Below are 16,860 nucleotides of genomic sequence, written 5' to 3'. Positions count from 1 at the left end.
AGAGCGGGCGCCGCACCCTCTGAGCTGCGAGGACGCGGGTGGACACCGCACCGCGGCCGGGTCAGACGGTGTGCTGGTCGGCCACCGTGAGGGCCTCGTCGAGGATCGCGAGGCCCTCCTTGGCCTCCGCCTCGGTGACGTTGCAGGGCGGCACGACGTGGGTGCGGTTCATGTTGATGAAGGGCCACAGCCCGTTCTTCTTGCAGGCGGCGCCGAACGCGGCCATGGGCGCGTTGTCCGCCCCGGTCGCGTTGTACGGGACGAGCGGCTCGCGGGTCTCCTGGTCGCGCACCAGCTCCAGCGCCCAGAAGACGCCCGTGCCGCGCACCTCGCCGACCGAGGGGTGGCGCTCGGCGATCTCGCGCAGCCCCGGCTCCAGCACGTTCGCCCCGATGTGGGCGGCCTGCTCGACGATCCCCTCCTCCTCCATCACGTTGATGGTGGCGACGGCCGCGGCGCAGGCCAGCGGGTGGCCGGAGTAGGTGAGCCCGCCCGGGAACGGCCGGTGCTCGAAGGTCTCGGCGATCTCCGCGCTGATGGCGACGCCGCCGAGCGGGACGTAACCGGAGTTGACGCCCTTGGCGAAGGTCACCAGGTCGGGCACCACGTCGTAGTGCTCCAGGGCGAACCACTTGCCGGTGCGCCCGAACCCGGCCATGACCTCGTCGAGCACGAGCACGATCCCGTACCGGTCGCAGAGCGCGCGCACGCCGGGCAGATAGCCGGGCGGCGGCGTCATGATCCCGGCCGTGCCCGGCACGGACTCCAGGATGATCGCGGCGACGGTGGCGGCGCCCTCGAAGACGATGGTGTCCTCGAGGTGCTTGAGCGCGCGCTCGCACTCCTCGGCCTCGGTGGTGGCGTGGAAGGGCGAGCGGTACAGGAACGGCGCCCAGAACCGCGCGACACCGGCGGCGCCGCTGTCGGAGGCCCAGCGGCGCGGGTCGCCCGTGAGGTTGATCGCGGTGTTCGTGCCACCGTGGTACGAGCGGTACGCGCTGAGCACCTTGTGGCGGCCGGTGTGCAGCCGGGCCATGCGGATGGCGTTCTCCACGGCCTCCGCGCCGCCGTTGGTGAAGAAGATCTTGTCGAGGTCGCCCGGAGTGCGCTCGGCGATGAGCCGGGCCGCCTCGGAGCGCGCCTCCACCGCGAAGGCGGGCGCGAACGTCGTCATCGTCGCGGCCTGCTCCTGGATCGCGGCGACGACCTTGGGGTGCTGGTAGCCGATGTTGGTGAAGACCAGCCCGCTGGTGAAGTCGAGGTAGCGGTTGCCGTCGTAGTCCCAGAAGTAGGACCCCTCCGCGCCGGCCACGGCGAGCGGGTCGATCAGGCCCTGTGCGGACCAGGAGTGGAACACGTGCGCGCGGTCCGCGGCCTTGACGGCTGCGCCGGTCTTGGGGGTGCCTTGAGGGGTCATACGCCCAGGGTAAGTACCCCGCCCGCCCGCCCACCATGACCACCCTGTCCACCAACCTCCCCATCCCTCGGCACCCTGTCGCCCCCTCGGCCCACCACAGACCGAACCCCCTTGCCGCACAGTTCCCCGCGCCCCCAACCCCCCGGTCGCGGGCACCGTTCGCGCAGTTCCCCGCGCCCCTAAACCCCCTTTCGTCCGCGGGCCGTAGGGACCGTTCGCGCAGTTCCCCGCGCCCCTAAACCCCCTTTCGTCCGCGGGCCGTAGGGGCTGATCGCGCAGTTCCCCGCGCCCCTGGGGCGCGCTCCTGGCCGGGGTGGTCGCATTTCAGGGGCGCGGGGAACTGCGCGAGAAGCGACCTCGGCCCGCAGACGAAGACGGGTTTCAGGGGCGCGGGGAACTGCGCGAGAAGCGAGCACGGCCCGCGGGCGAAAGCGGGGTGAAAGGGGCGCGGGGAACTGCGCGAACCCCGCCCCCCGACCCCCCGCACTATCCTCACCCCGTTGGAACGGCCAACCGCGGGGGAGGCCCGCCATGGATCGCACGCAGAACCTCACCCCGGCGGATCCGGAGCGAATAGGCGGCTACCGCCTGCTCAGGCGCCTGGGCGCAGGCGGCATGGGCCAGGTCTACCTCGCCCGCTCGGCCCGCGGCCGCACCGTCGCCGTCAAGCTGGTCCGCCCCGACCTCGCCGACCAGGACGACTTCCGCGCCCGCTTCCGCCAGGAAGTACTCGCGGCCCGCAGAGTGGGCGGGCTGTGGACCGCGCCGGTCCTGGACGCGGACACCGAGGCCCCCGTCCCCTGGGTCGCCACCGGCTACATCGCGGGCCCCTCCCTGCACACCGTCGTGCGCGGCCCCCACGGCCCGCTGCCCGAGCACTCCGTACACGCCCTGGCCCGCGGCCTGGCCCTCGCCCTGAAGGACATCCACGCGGTGGGCCTGGTGCACCGCGACCTGAAGCCCTCCAACGTCCTGGTCACCATCGACGGCCCGCGCGTCATCGACTTCGGCATCGCCCGCGCCCTGGAGGCCGGCACCGACGGCGGTCTGACCCGCACCGGCGCCCTGATCGGCTCCCCCGGGTTCATGGCCCCGGAACAGGTGCGGGGCGATCCGGTGACCCCCGCCTGCGACGTGTTCTGCCTCGGCTCGGTCCTGGCGTACGCGGCGAGCGGGCGGCTGCCGTTCGGGGAGGCCGCGAGCGGCGCGCACGCCCTGATGTTCCGCATAGCCCAGGAGCCGCCGGACCTGGACGGCGTGCCCGAGTCGCTCCAGGAGCTGATCGCCGACTGCCTGCACAAGGACCCGGCGGCCCGCCCCACCCTCGACCGCATCCTGGAACGCCTTCCCGCCACCGCCCCCGACCCGTGGCTCCCGGCCACCCTGGTGGCCCAACTGGGCAGCGAGGCAGCCGAGTTGCTGCATGTGGAGGCCCCGGCCCGCCCGGACGCGCCGACGCCCCCCGCGCCCGCCCGCCCCACCTCGCCGCCACCGCCACCGCCGGCCCCGTACACCCCGTACTACGACGACCCGCCCCCGCCCGAGCCCGCGCAGCCCCGCAGTGCGAAGTCCACGGCGGCACTGATCGCGGTGGCCCTGGTGGTGGCGGTGGGCGCGGGCGGTTCGGTGTACGCGTTCATGAGCGGAGGCCCGCCCAAGCAGGCCCCGGTCTCACCCAACTCCCCAACCACACAGGCGACTTCCATACCCACCCCGGACGCACCGGCCACTCCCGACGCGACGGCGAAGAACACGATTCCCCGGCCGTACGTGGGCAGGTGGTCGGCGTCGATCCAGGGCAACAGCGGTACGGCGACGAGGGAGTTGACCATCAGGCCGGGCCGGGTGGGCGACAGGGTGCTGACCCTGACCGCCGACGGCCGCGACTACCACTGCGTCTTCGAGGCCCGCCTGGCCGCGGCCTCCCCCACCACGCCCCTCCACCTGGGCCCCTCCGAGGTGAGCCCCGGCTCGACGGGCGCGTGCACCCCGGGGGAACCGAGCACCCTCACCCTGCTCCCGGACGGCCGCCTGCACCGCGAGACCGACGACACGGGTGAGTACGTCGACTACACGAAGGCGGGCGACTGACCTCCGCTCACCCCCACGTGCGCTTGCACAGCACCAGGCGGTAGCCGTCCGGGTCCTCGACGGTGACGCCGTGCTCGTCCCAGTACGGGTTGTGCGCGGCGACCCGGGTGCCGCCGGCCGCCGTCAGGCGCTCGACCAGCGCCTCGTCCACGGGCGCGCCGAGGTAGAGGACGAACAGGTCGTCCACGGTCGGGGTGGGATCCAGCGGGTGCTCGGGGTCGTGGGTGAGCTCGAAGTGCCAGGCGGCGCCCGGCAGTCCGACCATCACCAGGTCGTGCTCCCCCGGGACGCGCTCGGTGGTGCGCCACAGGACGTCCAGGCCGAGGCCGTCCACGTAGAAGTGTTCAGCGGCGGCCAGGTCCCGCGAAGGGCGGGCCACCCGGACATGGGTCGCGGCGTCGATCACGCGGAGGCCTCCAGGGCGGCCCGCCACACGGGGCTGTCCACGTAGTGGTTGTCGTAACGCTCCCCCGACGCCGCGATCTCGGCCGGGTCGGCTTCGCCGCGCATCACGCGCCCCAGCAGGCGCAGATAGTCGAAGCGGCCCATGCCCGGGGTGAACACGAACAGGACGTCCGCCTCGCGGCCGGGCGCGGCGGCGAAGGCGTGCGGGGTGTGCGGCGGCACGGCCAGGAAGTCACCCGCCTCCAGGGTGGTCACCTCCTCGCCCACCAGCACCTGGAGCGCGCCGCTGATCACGAAGAACAGCTCCGTCGCCTTGGTGTGGAAGTGGGCCGGCGCCCCCACGGCCCCCTCCGCGAAGGTCGAGCGGTAGCTCGTGAACCCGTCGGCCGTACCGTCCGAGTCGGCGAACAGCCGCATCACACTGCTCGGGTCCGCACATGTCTCGGCCTCGTCGTGGCGGGTGAGCACCGGGGCGAAGGGGGCGGCGGGGATGGACGGGGAGGCGTTCTCCTGAGTGGTCATGGCTCGACTTTACGATCATGAGCGTCCACCCCACCAGGCCATTTACGCACCGGCATCCTGGGCCAATTGCTCCTCAACGAAGCTGCTGGACCACCGAGTTCAGCAACGGCGTGTGCACGAACCGATCCGGCCCCGAGGGCGGGAACCGCCACGACAACGGCCAGGTCCGCCCGCTCAGCGCGGGCACCGGCACGTAACTCGCGTACCTCGGGCCCGAGTTGAAGGGCACGGCGACGGCCGGCCAGGACCGGTGCGAGGTGCTGCGCGGCGGCACCAGGAAGTACACCGCCCTGCTGCCCAGCGCGTCCGCGACGATCGGCCCCGGGTCGCCCCCCGTCAGCTCCTCCATCGCGTCGGCCACGCACCGCCCCGCGTCCCCGTCGATCCGTACCGCGTCGAATTGCACGCCCGCTTTCGCCAGCCGGATGCCCGAAAGCGGGATCCAGTCGAGGTTCAGCCCGCCGATTTCCGTATCCACGGGGCCAGTTTCAGCCCGCCCCGCTAGCGTTTTCCATGGCCTCGAAAGGACCGTCGGGCACCCGTTGACCAGCCCCAACGCCCTTGGAGGCGGGTCGAATTCGGTGGGGTCGAGTCATGACCGGTTGAGTCCGGTCGAGTCGGAGTGTGATCGCCATGGCACGAGCGGAAAACAAGGAATCGGCGGGCCCCACGGCCCAGATGGTGGCCAACCTCGCCCGCAAATTGCGGGTGCGGAAGGGGTGGACGCAGGAGCAGTTGGGCAGTGAGATCGGCTTCTCCGGCGCGGCGGTGAGCGCGATGGAGACACTGGCTCAGCCTGCGAGTGACCAGATGCTGGTCGAGCTGGAGCGGGTGCTGGGGGATGGGCTGGACATCTTCGAGGATGCGCGCGTTCCGATGCGGCTGGAGAAGTATCCGGAACAGTTCAAGGGGTTCGCGCCCTTGGAGCAGCGTGCTGTCGTTCTCCAGATGTACGACATCCTCCTCGTCAACGGTCTCTTCCAGACGGAGGACTATGCGCGAGCCGTCATCGGAGGCGGCTACCCACCACTGCCCGAGCAGCGAGTCGAGCAACTGGTGCAGGCACGCATCGAACGGCAGGCGCTCTTCGACCGCGAGCCGATCGCCACGATTGAGCTGATCCTGGAGGAGGCAGTCCTGCGTAGGCCCATCGGCAGCTCCCGGATCATGCGTGATCAACTGCGGCACCTCGCCACGTGCGCCCGCAGGCGAAACGTGACGCTGGCGGTGTTGCCGCTGGACTGCGGGGCGGGCGGAGAGCATGCCGGCGACCAAGGCGGGATGACCCTGGTGGAAACCTCGGAGCACGACCGCGTCGGGTACTTCGAAATGCAAGGTGAAAGCCTGCTCATCACTGACCCGACAAAGGTGAGTACGTTTGCCCGACGCTATGCAAAGATCCGAGCACAGGCCCTGGATCCTCGCGCATCACTGGGCCTCATCGAGGAGTTGGCGGGAGAGCAGAGATGAGCAGCAGCACCCTGCGGTGGTTCAAGTCCAGCTACAGCGACAGCAGCGGGGGGCAGTGCATCGAGGTCGCCCTCACTTGGCGCAAGTCCTCCTACAGCGACAGCGGGGGCGGGGACTGCGTAGAGGTGGCCCTCCCCTGGCGCAAGTCCTCCTACAGCGACAGCGGGGGCGGGGACTGCGTCGAGGTAACCCCCTGCTGCCAGGCCGTCCACGTGCGGGACTCCAAGATGGCGGACGGTCCCTCCTTCATGGTGACGGCGGGCACCTGGTCAGCCTTCCTGAACTGGACAGGTACGGAACGTAGTTGACGGAGCCGAAGAACCCGGCCCCACCCCACCCGCCGGAGGCTTTCGGGAAGGGGCGGGGTGGGGAAAAGCACACGACCCCGCACTCGCCCAGCCGCCCGGGCAGGCCGGGGCCGGGGCGCGCGCCGGGCCGGGCCGAGCTGGGCGGGGCGGCGGCGCGCGCCGGGCGGGTCTAGCGGGCCAGCGCCTCGGTCCCGTAGTGCGTGGCCGCCTCCTCGAACTGCAGGACCGCGTGGGCGGCGACGCTGTGGACGTCGCGCCAGCAGCGCTGGACCGTGCCCGCGCCGTCCCGGGCGTGCAGTCCCCCGGTGCGGAAGAGCCGTTCGACGGCCGTCACCACGAGGTCCACCAGCACCGCCGCGTCCCGGTGGTTGCGGGCGACGCCGAGCCGGGTGACGGGGTCCTCGTCCGCGCGCCGGGCCGCCTCCGCCAGCATCAGCCCGGCCGCGTCGACCTCGGCCGAGGACCGGGCGAGGCCGCGGTGCAGCGGGCCGCGGGACGCCGCCGCGCCCGCCGCGGCACGCGGGGCGGCCCATGCGGTCCAGGCGCGCAGGGCGGCGCGGGCAGCGCCCACCGCGGGGGCGCCGAAGATGAGCCCGCCGGCCAGCTGCGCGGGGGCCGCGTGGCAGCGTGCGGCGCCCTCGCCCGCCCGGCCGGCCAGCAGGTCGGCGAGCAGGAAGGTGCGGTGGTGCGGCACCGAAGTGGGCTTCAGAACAACGGAGTTGCTGCCCGTTCCGCACAGCCCGGTGCTGTGCCAGGTGTCCACGACCTGGACGTCCTCGTACGGCACGGCGAAGACGCGCACCCCGCCCCGTTCCTGCGGCGCCTCGGGCACGGCGGCGGCGAGCAGCACCCACTGGGCGTGGTCGATGCCGCTGACGAGGTCCCACGTTCCGCTCACCGTCCAGTCGCCGCGCCCGGTGCGTACCCCCTGGGCGCCGTGCGGCGCGAGGGCCGCTGCGATGCGCACCTGGGGCGTGTCCGCCCACAGCTCGCGCTGCCCCTCGGGCGGCAGGTACGCGCCGAACCTGCCGTGCGCGGCCCAGAGGCCGGCGCACCAGGCGGCCGACGCACAGGCCTCACCCACCTCGGCGACGGCCCTGAGCAGCGGGGCGAAGCCACCCTCCGCCCCTCCCCAGCGGCGCGGCACGAAGTGGGCGGGGAACCCGGCCACGGTGAGGGCCTCGACGGTGTCCGCGCCCAACTGCCGCTGTTGTTCGGCCACTTCGGCCCCTCGCGCGGCTGTGGCGAGGGCGCGCTCCATCAGGGGGCCCGGGAACGGGCTCGGCTGCCGACGGTCGACCGTCGCGGCCTGCTTCGGCATGCTCAGGGTCATGCCCGCCCCTTCTGCTGGGGGACGAAGGCGAGCCGGGGGGCGAGGGGGCGCGACCACAGGGTGGTGACGCTGACGAAGGGGCGTCCGTTCTGGTGGGCGGCGATGCGCAGCCGGCGTAGCGACGGGTCGCCGGTCGGCTCGTCGGCCTCCTCGACCACGAGACGGCTCGGCAGGTCCAGCTCGCCGAACGCGAGGCACTCGACCTGGGCGGACACCATGGCCAGCGGGGCACCCGGATTGCTCTCGTGGACCAGGACGTGCCCGAGCTGGCGGGCACCCTCCATCGCGACCATCAGCGGCACGTGGTCGCTGGGGTGGTCGAAGAAGATGGGGTGTTCGGTGTCGAGCCGCAGCCACCAACTGCCGTCCCAGGCACCGCTGTTGAGTAAACCCCGGGCCAGGACGCAGTCCTTGTCGCGAAGCCGGCCCACCGCCGACGGCGCTACCGGCGAACGGTGGGCCAGGTCGGAGGCGGCGAGGCCGCGGGTGGTGCGGCGGCGCAGCAGTGAGTAGCGGCGGTCGTCGACGGCGATCCCGCTGATCATGCCCCGCCCGTACACCCTGCCGTCGATGGTGAGCGTCACGTCGAGGCGCATTCCGTAGCGGTTCGGCGGGCGGTTGCCCTCCCAGGTCCACTCGGCTTCGAGCACCAGGTTCAGCGGGGCCGCGCCGACGCGGAGCGGCGCGGCGTCGTCCATGTCGAAGGTGAGCCGGTCGCCGATGAAGCGGTGCGTCAGCGGGATGCCGAAGTAGGTGTGCGGCAGGTAGACGAACATCTGCCGGATGGTCTCCGCGAACAGCAGCGGATCGGTGCGGCCGGCCGCGTCGGGGTTGTGCAGGGCGTGGTCGCGGGGCCACTGGGCGGCGACCAGGAAGCGTCCGTCGTCGAGCCGGACGCTGTCGGTGAGCAGCACCTCGGCCACCGAGGCCCGGTGGACCAGGTGCCGGGGCACGGGCTGCTGGAAGGCGAGCGCCTGCGCGCCCTCCGTGACGTACGGGCTGGTCAGAGCCGGTTCCGCGAGCTCCAGGACCGGTCTTGGCGCGCTGATCGTCTTCCTCACAAAATCCCCCAATGAAGTGAGTGAACCAGCCAGAGTGCGGGAATCCGCGCCCCAGGCCTTCCAAGAACATACCTTCAAGAAGGTATTGTGGGAAAGCCTTATCGGCGCGGATCCATGGCGCCGGGCATCGCACAGAGAACAGAAGGGACTGGGCATGAGCACAAGGGCCCGCCGCAAACCCGCCGCCTCCGAGCTCAAACAGGAGCGCGCGATCCGGACCCGCGCCCTGATCCTGGACGCGGCGGCACGCGCGTTCGCGGACAAGGGCTATCCGGCGACCACCATCCTCGACGTGGCCGAGCTGATGGGGGCGACGAAGGGCGCGGTGTACTTCCACTTCGCCAACAAGAACGCCCTCGCGGCGGCCGTGACCGAGGAGTTCTACGTCCGTCTGCGGTCCGCCGCGCAGGACGTGGCGGACCGCGAACTGCCCCCGGGGGCCGCCGTCTGCGAGCTCCTCATGCGCACGGGCGTGATGTTCCGGGACGACCACGTCATCCGGGCCGGGGCCAGGCTCCAGATCGAGCACTCCCTCATCGACGCGGACCTGCCGACCCCGTTCCTCGGCTACACCGCGATGGTCACGGATCTGCTGCGGGCCGCCGCGGCGCAGGGCGCGCTGCCGGCCGGAAGCGATCCGGAGGCGGTGGGCCGGGTGCTGGTCGCGGCCTTCTTCGGGGCCCAGCACATGTCGTGGGTGATGAACGACCGGGCGGACATCACCCAGCGGGTGGACGAGATCCTGGCCACGGTCCTGCCGGGGCTGTCGCAGGCGTCGGAGGTGGCGCAGGAGTCGGCCGTGTCGGACGCGGCGAACTGAGGCGCCCGTTCACGCCGTTCGCCTTCAGGCCGTTCGCCTTCACGCCGTTCGCCTTCACGCCGGGGCCCAACACAGCGCGCCGACCAGCGGGTTGACGCCCCCGGCAGGACATCGTTGTCCGGGTCCGTACCGGCCGTCGCCGGTCCGGGCCCGGACCCGGCGCGCCGCCACCGATGCATCGGGTCCGATGCATCGGAAGTGGCAACTTTTCGCGGTTAAAAAGATTCCTTCCAGAGGGTATCTTTTGGGAAAAGTGCGCAGCTCGCCGGAAGGGTGACCGATGAACCAGCAGGAGCGATCCCGGCGCACCCGGGAGCGGGTGCTGGACGCCGCGGCGCAGGAGTTCGCCCGGCACGGGTACGCCGACGCCGCCGTACAGGTCGTCGCGGCGCACACCGGGATGACCAAGGGCGCGCTGTACGGGCACTTCCCCTCGAAGCAGAAGCTCGCGGACGCGCTCCTGGCCGCCGGCTCCCAGCGCTGGACGCGGCTGCTCCAGGACGCCGAGCGGCCCGGCATCTCCCCGATGGCCGCACTGCGCACCCTCACCGTCGGCCTGGCCCACGCGCTGCACGAGGACACCCGGCTGCGGGCGGCCTTCCGCCTGGCCAACGACGAGCTCCTGACCGGGGACGGCCCCGGCGCGGGGTGCCTGCTCGGCGAGGTGCGCCGGGCCATCGTGGCGCGGGTGCGCCATGGCCAGGACAGGGGTGCGGTGACCACCGCGTACCGCGCCGAGGCCATCGCCCAGCTGCTGTTGTCGGTGGTCCTGGGCGCGCAGTCGGCGGCCACGCTGGCGCCCGACCCCGAGGAGTCCTTGCAGCCCTGGCTCGACCGGGTGTGGGACCTGGTCCTGTCGATGATCGGCCGCGAACGGACGGCGCCCTGAACCGGCTTTTCCAGCAGGGCAGTTGGGGCCCGGTACGCTACGCCCCTAGGGAACGCCGGGCAGCGTGCGGCCCCCCGCCCGGGCCACGTGCGCCCGCAGGGCCGGATCGTCGCCCACGACCACGGGGTGGCCCACGGCGCTCAGCAGTTGCAGGTCCGAGGAATGGTCGCCGTACGCGAAGCAGTCCGCCGGGTCCACGCCGTACCCGGCCGCCCAGTCCAGGGCGACCTCCGCCTTGGCCGCGCCGATCATCGGGCGTACGACCTCACCGGTGAGCCGGCCGTCCACGACGAGCGGTGCCGTGCCGAACACGTCCTCCACGCCCAGGTGTTGGGCGATGGGCAGCAGACACGGGAAGAACGACCCCGACACCAGGACCGTGGCGTGCCCGGCCTTCTGGTGCGCCCGCAGGGCCGCGACACCGGGCGGGTGGAAGAACCCGCCGACGCTCAACTGCTCCTGGAACCAGGCGCTTCCCTGCACGGTGAGGTCCTGCTCGACGGCGTCGGCGTACAGCGCGTAATAGGCACGGTTCGCCTCCTCGCGGGGAGCACCTTTTTCACGCAGACGCGTCAGGGCCGCGCGGGCCCGCGCGTGAGCGGTCGGCGGGCGGCCGGTGGACTCGTAGTGGAAGCGCAGGAAGTCGAAGAGCGTCTTCTGCGTCACCAGGGTCTCGTCCACGTCGAAGAAGGCGGCTGCCGGTGCGGAACGCTGGGCCATGGTGACTCCTTGGTCGACGTGAAGGGGGGGTGCGCGCTGGGCGCGGCAGATCATCGGACGAGGGGGCGGGGGTGGGCACCCCGGTTCCAGGGGTTGGTACAGGGGGTGTGGCCAACCCCAAGAAGCAATCAACCCCACGCAAAACCGGGGTGCCCCGACCGGGGTTTGAGGAGCGCGAGGAACTGCGCGAGAAGCCACCACGCCCCGCAGACAACAGGGGGTTCAGGGGCGCGGGGAACTGCGCGAGAAGCGACCACGGTCCGCAGACAACAGGGGGTTTGAGGGGCGCGGGGAACTGCGCGAAAAGCGACCACGACCCGCAGACAACAGGGGGTTCAGGGGCGCGAGGAACTGCGCGAAAAGCGACCACGGTCCGCACCCGACCGAGGGGGTTCGAGGGGCGCGGGGAACTGCGCAAGCCGCCCGGCACCGGCCCACCCAGGGGCGCGGGGAACGGCGAGCGGCCCGGGGCGCGCCCGCTACGGGGGCGGAGCACCATGGCGGCGCGCCTCGGAGACCACCCGAGACACAACCCCCCCAACCCACCCCCGAAAATAAAAGTGCCCACCCCGATAGAAGTGCTGCCCCCCGGGCCGGGTCGTCGCCTGCGACCAGGCCCCCAACTGCCGCGCGGAGACGACCGGATCCCGCACCCCCCCGAACAGGGAGAGCCCCACCGGCAGCCGAGCCGCCCGCGGCCGCCACCCCTCCGCGAGGCGGAAGTCGTCCCGGACGCGCGGGGCGATGCGCCGCCACACGTCGTCGTCGGACAGCGCCCGCTCCGGCATCCCGCCCATCTCGGCCAGGGCCGTACGCAGTTCACGGTCCGGCAGGCTGTGGACGGGGCGCCCCCGCCAGGATTCCGCCGCGAGCAGCGGGGCCCGGCAGGCGGACACACCCAGCCAGTGCGGCATCCGGCTGCCCAACTCGTCGAGCCGGTGCGTCAGTTCGTAGGCAACGGCCGCTCCCATGCTGTGGCCGAAGAGGGCGTAGGGGCGGTCCAGGCTCGGCGCGATGGCCTGCGCGAAGTACGCCGCGAGGGCCCGTGCGTCCTGGAGTGCGGGCAGGGCGCTCAGCCGTCGGCGCCCCGGTGCCTCCAGGAGGCAGACCTCCCAGTCGGGCGGGAAGTGCTGGACCCAGTCCGCGAACACCCGGTGCGAACCGGCGGCGTGGTGCAACAGGAAGATCCGCATCACCGGGTCGGCCACCGGCCGAGGCCGCACCACGGACAGGGCGTGCGGCCCCGGGTCCGTGCCCGGCGCCGGTCCCGCCCGACCCGTGCCCATCACGCCGGCCACGTCGACAGCATCGACCGAACCGACCGAACCGACCACACTAGCCACACCAGCCACACCAGCCACACCCACCATCTGCCTCACCTCTGTCCCCTCCTCCGGATCGACGCCCGTACCGAGGTGCGGCGGGACGGGCGGCCGCCGCCGCTCGCCCCGCCGCACCGGACCAGGGGGGTGCCTCAGGGCACCAGGACCAGCCGTCCGCGCGTGCCGCCCTTGGCGAACAGGGCGTGCGCCTCAGCGGCTTCGTCGAGGCCGAAGGTGCGGGCGACGCGCAGCGTCAGCGCGCCGGACTCGACCAGGAACACCAGCTCGGCGAGCTGGTCGGCGTTGCTCTGGACCGAGACGGCGCCGACCCGGATGCCGCGCTCGGACTCCGGCGCGGCCGGCCCGAACACCCCGGTGTACGCGCCGGCGTCGCGGACCGCTGCCAGCGCGTCCGCGCCGAGCACCGCCGTGTCCAGGACGCCGTCCGCGCCCTCGGGCAGCGCCGCCCGGACGGCCTCGGCCACGTTGTCGGTACGGGCGATGAAGGTGGCACCCGCCTCGGTGACGAAGGCGCGGTCCTCGGGGCCGGCCACTCCGAAGACCCGCAGGCCGCGGCGCGCGGCGAGCTGGAGGGCGTAACCGCCGACCGCACCGGCCGCGCCCGTCACGACCAGGCTCTGCCCCGCGGACAGGCCGAGCAGGTCGAGCGCCTGCAGGGCGGTGAGCCCGTTGAGCGGCAGCGTGGCGGCCTCGGCGACCGGGACGCCGGTGGGGGCGATGGCCACGGCGGAGGCGTTCAGGACGACGTACTCGGCCTGGGCTCCGGCCATCGTGGCGAACCAGTCGGACAGGCCGATCACGGCCTCGCCGGGCGTGAAGTCGGTGACGCCCTCGCCGACGGCGTCGATGGTGCCGGCCACGTCCCAGCCGAGCGGGTACTGGTCGAGCTCCGGCAGGAACGGGGCGAGGGCGCCGGCCCGGGTGGCCACGTCCACGGGGTTGACCGTGGCGGCGCCGACCCGGATGCGTACCTGTCCGGCGCCCGGCTCGGGGAGCGCCACCTCGGCGACCTCCAGGACGTCCGGCTCTCCGAAGGCCTTCACAACAATCGCGCGCATGACTCGATCGCCTTTCGTATCAGGGTGGTTGGGGGTGCAGGGGGAGGACGGCCGCGTGGTGCGGTCGCCTCGCGGCGGGGCCGTGTCCGGGGGGTGGCACGGCCCCGCCGCGGAGGGGGCCGGTTACGCGTCGGCCGTGGCCCGGCGTGACTTCGGCAGGAAGAACACGGCGAGCAGGATCATTCCGGCGAGCAGCACGCCGCCGTTGACCAGCGTCGCGGTGCGCACGCCGTCGAGGACCACCTGCGCGTCGGTGCGGCCGGGGTGCGGTTCGCCGGCGTGGGCGGTGGCGATGGTGCTGAGGACCGGGACGCCCAGGGTCAGGCCTACCTGCTGGGTCAGGGTGGTCAGGCCGGTGGCCAGGCCCTGCTCCTCGTCCGGGAGGCCGGAGGTCGCGGTCACCATGTAGGAGACCACCGCGGTGATGTGGCCGTAGCCGGACACGGCGGTGCCGACCAGGACCAGGGTGAGCCAGCTCTTGGTGTCGCCGACGAAGAACAGCATGAAGCTGGCCGACGCCTGGATGGTGAGGCCGACGACGAGGCCGCCGGGACCGCCGACCCGGCCGATGAGGCGCGGGGCCACGGTGCCGCCGACGAACGCGGCGGCACCGAGCAGACCGAAGGTCAGGCCGGTGACGAGCGGGGAGTAGCCGAGGACGCGCTGGAGGTAGAGCGTCATCAGGAAGGTGAGGCTGCTCGCCATGGTGAAGGTGACGATGCCCGCGAGGTTGCCCCAGCGCACGGTGAGGCGCTTGACCACCCGCACCGAGACCAGCGGCTGTGCGGTGCGCAGCTCGATCGCCCAGAACAGGGCGAGCAGGGCCAGGCCCGCGATCAGCGGGACGAGCGTGGCGGCGCTGGTCCAGCCCTTCTCCTGGGCGGTGCTGATGCCGTAGACCAGGGCGAGCAGGCCGGCGGAGACGGTGATGGCGCCGGGCACGTCCAGCTTGGCCGTGCGTGAGCCGCGGCTCTCCTGGATGACGGAGAGGCCGATGAAGAACACGGCCGCGCCGACCGGCACGTTGATGAAGAAGGTCCAGCGCCAGCTCAGCAGGTCGGTCAGGACGCCGCCGAGGACCGCACCCGTGATGAAGCCGGCCGACAGCATGGCCCCGTTGAGGCCGAGCGCCTTGGCGCGCAGCGGGCCCTCGGAGAACGTGGTGGTGAGCAGCGACAGCGCGGCCGGGGTGACGATGGCGGTGGCCAGGCCCTGGGCGACACGGCCGACGAGCAGCATCTCGGGCGAGGTGGCGAGGCCGCCGACCAGCGAGGCGAGGGTCAGCATGCCCATGCCGGTCAGGAACAGCCGGCGGCGGCCGAACAGGTCGGCCACGCGGCCGAACAGGAGCGTGAAGCCGGCCGCGGCGAGCGCGAACGCGGTGGTCACCCACTGGAGCGAGCCGATCGAGAAGCCGAGGCCGGTGCCGATGTCGGGCAGCGCCACGTTCAGGATCGAGAAGTCCGCGGCGAGCATGAACTGCGAGCCGAGGAGCAGGACGAGGATGAGGCGCTGACGGGACGTCATGCGCGGCTGGGGCGGATCGGCCACCGAGGCGATGGCCGGTGTTTCACTGACGGTTGCGGACATGGCAACTCCTACACGGGACGGGCTGTGGTGATGGCAGTGGGGGGATTCATCGCTGGAGGGTGAGCGAGGGGCGTGCCACCTCCACCTCGTCCGCGGCAGCGGGGACGGGCGGCGCGGCGGGCGCCTGGCGGCGCGGCCGGCTCAGGAGGCGGACCAGCGGCATCTCGACGGCGTAGTACAGGACCGTCGCGGCGAGCAGGGAGAGCGCGAGGATCAGCGCGGTCACGCCGATCGCCTGGGGGGTGTCCCAGGAGCGGGTGGCGCCGAGCGCGTAGTGCACCCAGCGCATGACCAGCTGGTGGACCATGTAGAACGCGAAGGACACGTTGCCGAGCCACACCATGGTCCGCCCGCGCCACGGCGAGGCCTTGCCCCGGATGTCGGCGACCGCGGCCGTCGGGATCAGCAGGGCCAGCGGGATGACGGCGCCGGCGACCAGGCCGAACAGGTACGGCAGGTAGGACGAACCGATGTAGCCGGCCAGGGACAGCACGGTGGCGGCCCCGAGGCTGATGCGCGGCCAGCGGCCGGCCTCGACGATGAGCGCGAGGACGATGCCGAGGACGAACTCCAGCATCCTGACCGGCGGCAGGGTGTACACGAACCACATGCGGTCCTCGGACACCGGCAGGCCCGGCACCGGCGGTCCGCCGTGGAAGAAGGTGTTGGCGAGCACCGGCATCAGCCAGACGAGACCGATGAGCAACACCGCGGCGGGCCACAGGAGTTGGGGCCGGATGCGGCGCACGGCCCACAGCGTCGCCGGGAACATGAGGTAGAAGAACGCCTCGCAGCCGAGCGACCAGCTGGGGATGTTCATGCTGAAGAACACGCCGCCGCGGGGGAACCAGTCCTGGATCATGAACAGGTTGGGCAGCGAGTCGAGGCCGATGCCGCCGAAGTGACCGGTGAGCGTCAGACCGCTCAGCGACAGGAAGACGAACGCGGCGGCCCACGTCACCAGATGATTGGGGATGATCTTCACGGCACGGCGGCGCCAGAAGCTCCGGGCCGGGTCGTGCGCACGGGCGGTCCAGGTGAGCAGGAACCCGCTGAGGATGAAGAAGAAGGTCACCCCCACGCCGCCCTGGCTCGCCGAGTGCGCCATCCACGCGTTGACCGTGGGCGAGGCGAAGATGGCGACGGCGTAGATGTGGAACGCGAAGACCATCAGGGCGGCGACGGTGCGCAGACCGGTGAGCGAGGGAAGTCTTTCTCTGCTGGGTGGCGCGACGGACGTGGTCACGGCGATCGATTCCTGCTTTCTTTTCTCCAGGCGCATTGCCTTACGTAAGGGCAGTTGCTGTGTTTTCCCGGCGCCCTTTCGACGCTAGTGGCGCCGACTGCGCGCGGGAATTCCGCTTTGGGGGCGTCCCGTTGTGTCGAAAGTGGTACGGGCGGGGCCCCTCGCCGCTATGCGGCGTCGGGGTGGGCGTCGAGCACCGGGCGTACGGCGGCCAGCGCGTTCAGGGTGCGCGGGATGCCCGCGTACAGCGCGACCTGGGCGACGGCCTGGACGACCTCGCCCTTGGTGGCGCCCGCCCGCAGCGATCCCGCGGCGTGGAAGGCCAGTTGGGGCGCGCTGTCGCCGAGTGCGGCGAGCATGCAGACGGTGGCGAGCTCACGGGTGCGCAGATCGAGCCCCGGGTCGCCGACGAGGGCGCCGAGGCCGTGCTCGATGTGGGCGCCGAGGCCCGGCGCGAGGTCGGCGACGGACTCCCACGGCGTACGGTCGCCCGCGGCGGCGAGCGCGCGGAAGACCTCCTCGCCGGTGCGCGGGGCGAGTGGCGCGGGGCTTGCGTCGATGGTCATGGTGAACCTCCTGGAATACCT

General features: G+C 72.4%; 17 protein-coding genes. 5 read left to right on the top strand and 12 right to left on the bottom strand.

The genetic code is table 11. The features are described 5' to 3' along the window. Nucleotides 1–61: 61 nt before the first annotated feature. Complete coding sequence (locus tag ACGF3I_RS19480; RefSeq protein ID WP_393133617.1) at nucleotides 62–1,417, bottom strand: aspartate aminotransferase family protein; 1,356 nt, start codon at nucleotides 1,415–1,417, stop codon at nucleotides 62–64. Nucleotides 1,418–1,948: 531 nt separating this feature from the next. On the opposite strand from ACGF3I_RS19480, the gene ACGF3I_RS19475 reads away from it, so the two are divergent. After that, entirely contained in the window at nucleotides 1,949–3,508 is a 1,560-nt protein-coding gene (locus tag ACGF3I_RS19475; RefSeq protein WP_393133616.1) for a serine/threonine-protein kinase, read from the top strand. Between the two features lie 7 nt (nucleotides 3,509–3,515). Here the strand turns inward: ACGF3I_RS19475 and ACGF3I_RS19470 are convergent, their stop codons facing one another. From ACGF3I_RS19470 to ACGF3I_RS19460, 3 genes are all read right to left on the bottom strand, one after another. Then, complete coding sequence (locus ACGF3I_RS19470; protein ID WP_393133614.1) at nucleotides 3,516–3,914, bottom strand: VOC family protein; 399 nt, start codon at nucleotides 3,912–3,914, stop codon at nucleotides 3,516–3,518. After that, on the bottom strand, nucleotides 3,911–4,435 hold the full coding sequence (locus ACGF3I_RS19465; protein ID WP_393133612.1) for a cupin domain-containing protein: 525 nt from the start codon (nucleotides 4,433–4,435) through the stop codon (nucleotides 3,911–3,913). The genes ACGF3I_RS19470 and ACGF3I_RS19465 overlap by 4 nt, the downstream gene beginning before the upstream one ends. A 73-nt stretch (nucleotides 4,436–4,508) precedes the next feature. After that, nucleotides 4,509–4,913 (bottom strand): hypothetical protein, encoded by a 405-nt coding sequence (locus ACGF3I_RS19460; RefSeq protein WP_393133610.1) that lies wholly within the window; start codon nucleotides 4,911–4,913, stop codon nucleotides 4,509–4,511. A gap of 155 nt (nucleotides 4,914–5,068) precedes the next feature. On the opposite strand from ACGF3I_RS19460, the gene ACGF3I_RS19455 reads away from it, so the two are divergent. Both ACGF3I_RS19455 and ACGF3I_RS19450 read left to right on the top strand, forming a co-directional pair. After that, nucleotides 5,069–5,905 (top strand): helix-turn-helix transcriptional regulator, encoded by an 837-nt coding sequence (locus ACGF3I_RS19455; RefSeq protein WP_393133848.1) that lies wholly within the window; start codon nucleotides 5,069–5,071, stop codon nucleotides 5,903–5,905. Next, nucleotides 5,902–6,213: a DUF397 domain-containing protein gene (locus ACGF3I_RS19450; RefSeq protein WP_393133608.1), complete on the top strand. Its 312-nt coding sequence runs from the start codon at nucleotides 5,902–5,904 to the stop codon at nucleotides 6,211–6,213. Before ACGF3I_RS19455 ends, ACGF3I_RS19450 begins: the two co-directional genes overlap by 4 nt. Before the next feature lie 169 nt (nucleotides 6,214–6,382). On the opposite strand, the gene ACGF3I_RS19445 is transcribed toward ACGF3I_RS19450, so the two are convergent. Next, nucleotides 6,383–7,546, bottom strand: coding sequence for an oxidoreductase (locus ACGF3I_RS19445; RefSeq protein ID WP_393133606.1), 1,164 nt, complete (start codon nucleotides 7,544–7,546; stop codon nucleotides 6,383–6,385). Continuing rightward, a complete protein-coding gene (locus ACGF3I_RS19440; RefSeq protein WP_393133604.1) occupies nucleotides 7,543–8,607 on the bottom strand; it encodes a ScbA/BarX family gamma-butyrolactone biosynthesis protein in 1,065 nt (354 codons plus the stop codon). The genes ACGF3I_RS19445 and ACGF3I_RS19440 overlap by 4 nt, the downstream gene beginning before the upstream one ends. A gap of 154 nt (nucleotides 8,608–8,761) precedes the next feature. On the opposite strand from ACGF3I_RS19440, the gene ACGF3I_RS19435 reads away from it, so the two are divergent. After that, nucleotides 8,762–9,427: a ScbR family autoregulator-binding transcription factor gene (locus ACGF3I_RS19435; RefSeq protein WP_393133602.1), complete on the top strand. Its 666-nt coding sequence runs from the start codon at nucleotides 8,762–8,764 to the stop codon at nucleotides 9,425–9,427. Between the two features lie 280 nt (nucleotides 9,428–9,707). Beyond that, entirely contained in the window at nucleotides 9,708–10,316 is a 609-nt protein-coding gene (locus tag ACGF3I_RS19430; RefSeq protein WP_393133600.1) for a TetR family transcriptional regulator, read from the top strand. A gap of 45 nt (nucleotides 10,317–10,361) precedes the next feature. Here ACGF3I_RS19430 and ACGF3I_RS19425 read toward each other — a convergent pair whose 3' ends face one another. The 6 genes from ACGF3I_RS19425 to ACGF3I_RS19400 all read right to left on the bottom strand — a co-directional run bounded on the left by ACGF3I_RS19425 (nucleotide 10,362) and on the right by ACGF3I_RS19400 (nucleotide 16,839). Beyond that, entirely contained in the window at nucleotides 10,362–11,036 is a 675-nt protein-coding gene (locus ACGF3I_RS19425; RefSeq protein ID WP_393133598.1) for an HAD family hydrolase, read from the bottom strand. A gap of 479 nt (nucleotides 11,037–11,515) precedes the next feature. After that, nucleotides 11,516–12,379 (bottom strand): thioesterase II family protein, encoded by an 864-nt coding sequence (locus ACGF3I_RS19420; protein WP_393133596.1) that lies wholly within the window; start codon nucleotides 12,377–12,379, stop codon nucleotides 11,516–11,518. Nucleotides 12,380–12,510: 131 nt separating this feature from the next. Next, entirely contained in the window at nucleotides 12,511–13,437 is a 927-nt protein-coding gene (locus ACGF3I_RS19415) for an NADP-dependent oxidoreductase (protein ID WP_393133594.1), read from the bottom strand. A gap of 123 nt (nucleotides 13,438–13,560) precedes the next feature. After that, the gene (locus ACGF3I_RS19410; RefSeq protein ID WP_393133592.1) at nucleotides 13,561–15,027 is read right to left on the bottom strand and encodes an MFS transporter; all 1,467 of its coding nucleotides are present in this window, start codon (nucleotides 15,025–15,027) and stop codon (nucleotides 13,561–13,563) included. 46 nt (nucleotides 15,028–15,073) lie between these two features. Next, the gene (locus ACGF3I_RS19405) at nucleotides 15,074–16,273 is read right to left on the bottom strand and encodes an acyltransferase family protein (RefSeq protein WP_393133590.1); all 1,200 of its coding nucleotides are present in this window, start codon (nucleotides 16,271–16,273) and stop codon (nucleotides 15,074–15,076) included. A gap of 167 nt (nucleotides 16,274–16,440) precedes the next feature. Continuing rightward, a complete protein-coding gene (locus ACGF3I_RS19400) occupies nucleotides 16,441–16,839 on the bottom strand; it encodes a carboxymuconolactone decarboxylase family protein (protein WP_393133588.1) in 399 nt (132 codons plus the stop codon). Between the last annotated feature and the right edge of the window lie 21 nt (nucleotides 16,840–16,860).

Source organism: Streptomyces sp. NPDC048111 (assembly GCF_043202815.1).
In the GTDB taxonomy this organism is placed as follows: Bacteria; Actinomycetota; Actinomycetes; order Streptomycetales; family Streptomycetaceae; genus Streptomyces.
This window is presented reverse-complemented; position numbering and strand designations above follow the sequence as displayed.

Bases quoted from the DNA above. Each gene is read 5' to 3' on its own strand.
- ACGF3I_RS19410 (WP_393133592.1), bottom strand. From the start codon at position 15,027: ATGTCCGCAACCGTCAGTGAAACACCGGCCATCGCCTCGGTGGCCGAT.
- ACGF3I_RS19425 (WP_393133598.1), bottom strand. From the start codon at position 11,036: ATGGCCCAGCGTTCCGCACCGGCAGCCGCCTTCTTCGACGTGGACGAG.
- ACGF3I_RS19415 (WP_393133594.1), bottom strand. From the start codon at position 13,437: ATGCGCGCGATTGTTGTGAAGGCCTTCGGAGAGCCGGACGTCCTGGAG.
- ACGF3I_RS19480 (WP_393133617.1), bottom strand. From the start codon at position 1,417: ATGACCCCTCAAGGCACCCCCAAGACCGGCGCAGCCGTCAAGGCCGCG.
- ACGF3I_RS19450 (WP_393133608.1), top strand. From the start codon at position 5,902: ATGAGCAGCAGCACCCTGCGGTGGTTCAAGTCCAGCTACAGCGACAGC.
- ACGF3I_RS19455 (WP_393133848.1), top strand. From the start codon at position 5,069: ATGGCACGAGCGGAAAACAAGGAATCGGCGGGCCCCACGGCCCAGATG.
- ACGF3I_RS19435 (WP_393133602.1), top strand. From the start codon at position 8,762: ATGAGCACAAGGGCCCGCCGCAAACCCGCCGCCTCCGAGCTCAAACAG.
- ACGF3I_RS19430 (WP_393133600.1), top strand. From the start codon at position 9,708: ATGAACCAGCAGGAGCGATCCCGGCGCACCCGGGAGCGGGTGCTGGAC.
- ACGF3I_RS19400 (WP_393133588.1), bottom strand. From the start codon at position 16,839: ATGACCATCGACGCAAGCCCCGCGCCACTCGCCCCGCGCACCGGCGAG.
- ACGF3I_RS19445 (WP_393133606.1), bottom strand. From the start codon at position 7,546: ATGACCCTGAGCATGCCGAAGCAGGCCGCGACGGTCGACCGTCGGCAG.
- ACGF3I_RS19465 (WP_393133612.1), bottom strand. From the start codon at position 4,435: ATGACCACTCAGGAGAACGCCTCCCCGTCCATCCCCGCCGCCCCCTTC.
- ACGF3I_RS19475 (WP_393133616.1), top strand. From the start codon at position 1,949: ATGGATCGCACGCAGAACCTCACCCCGGCGGATCCGGAGCGAATAGGC.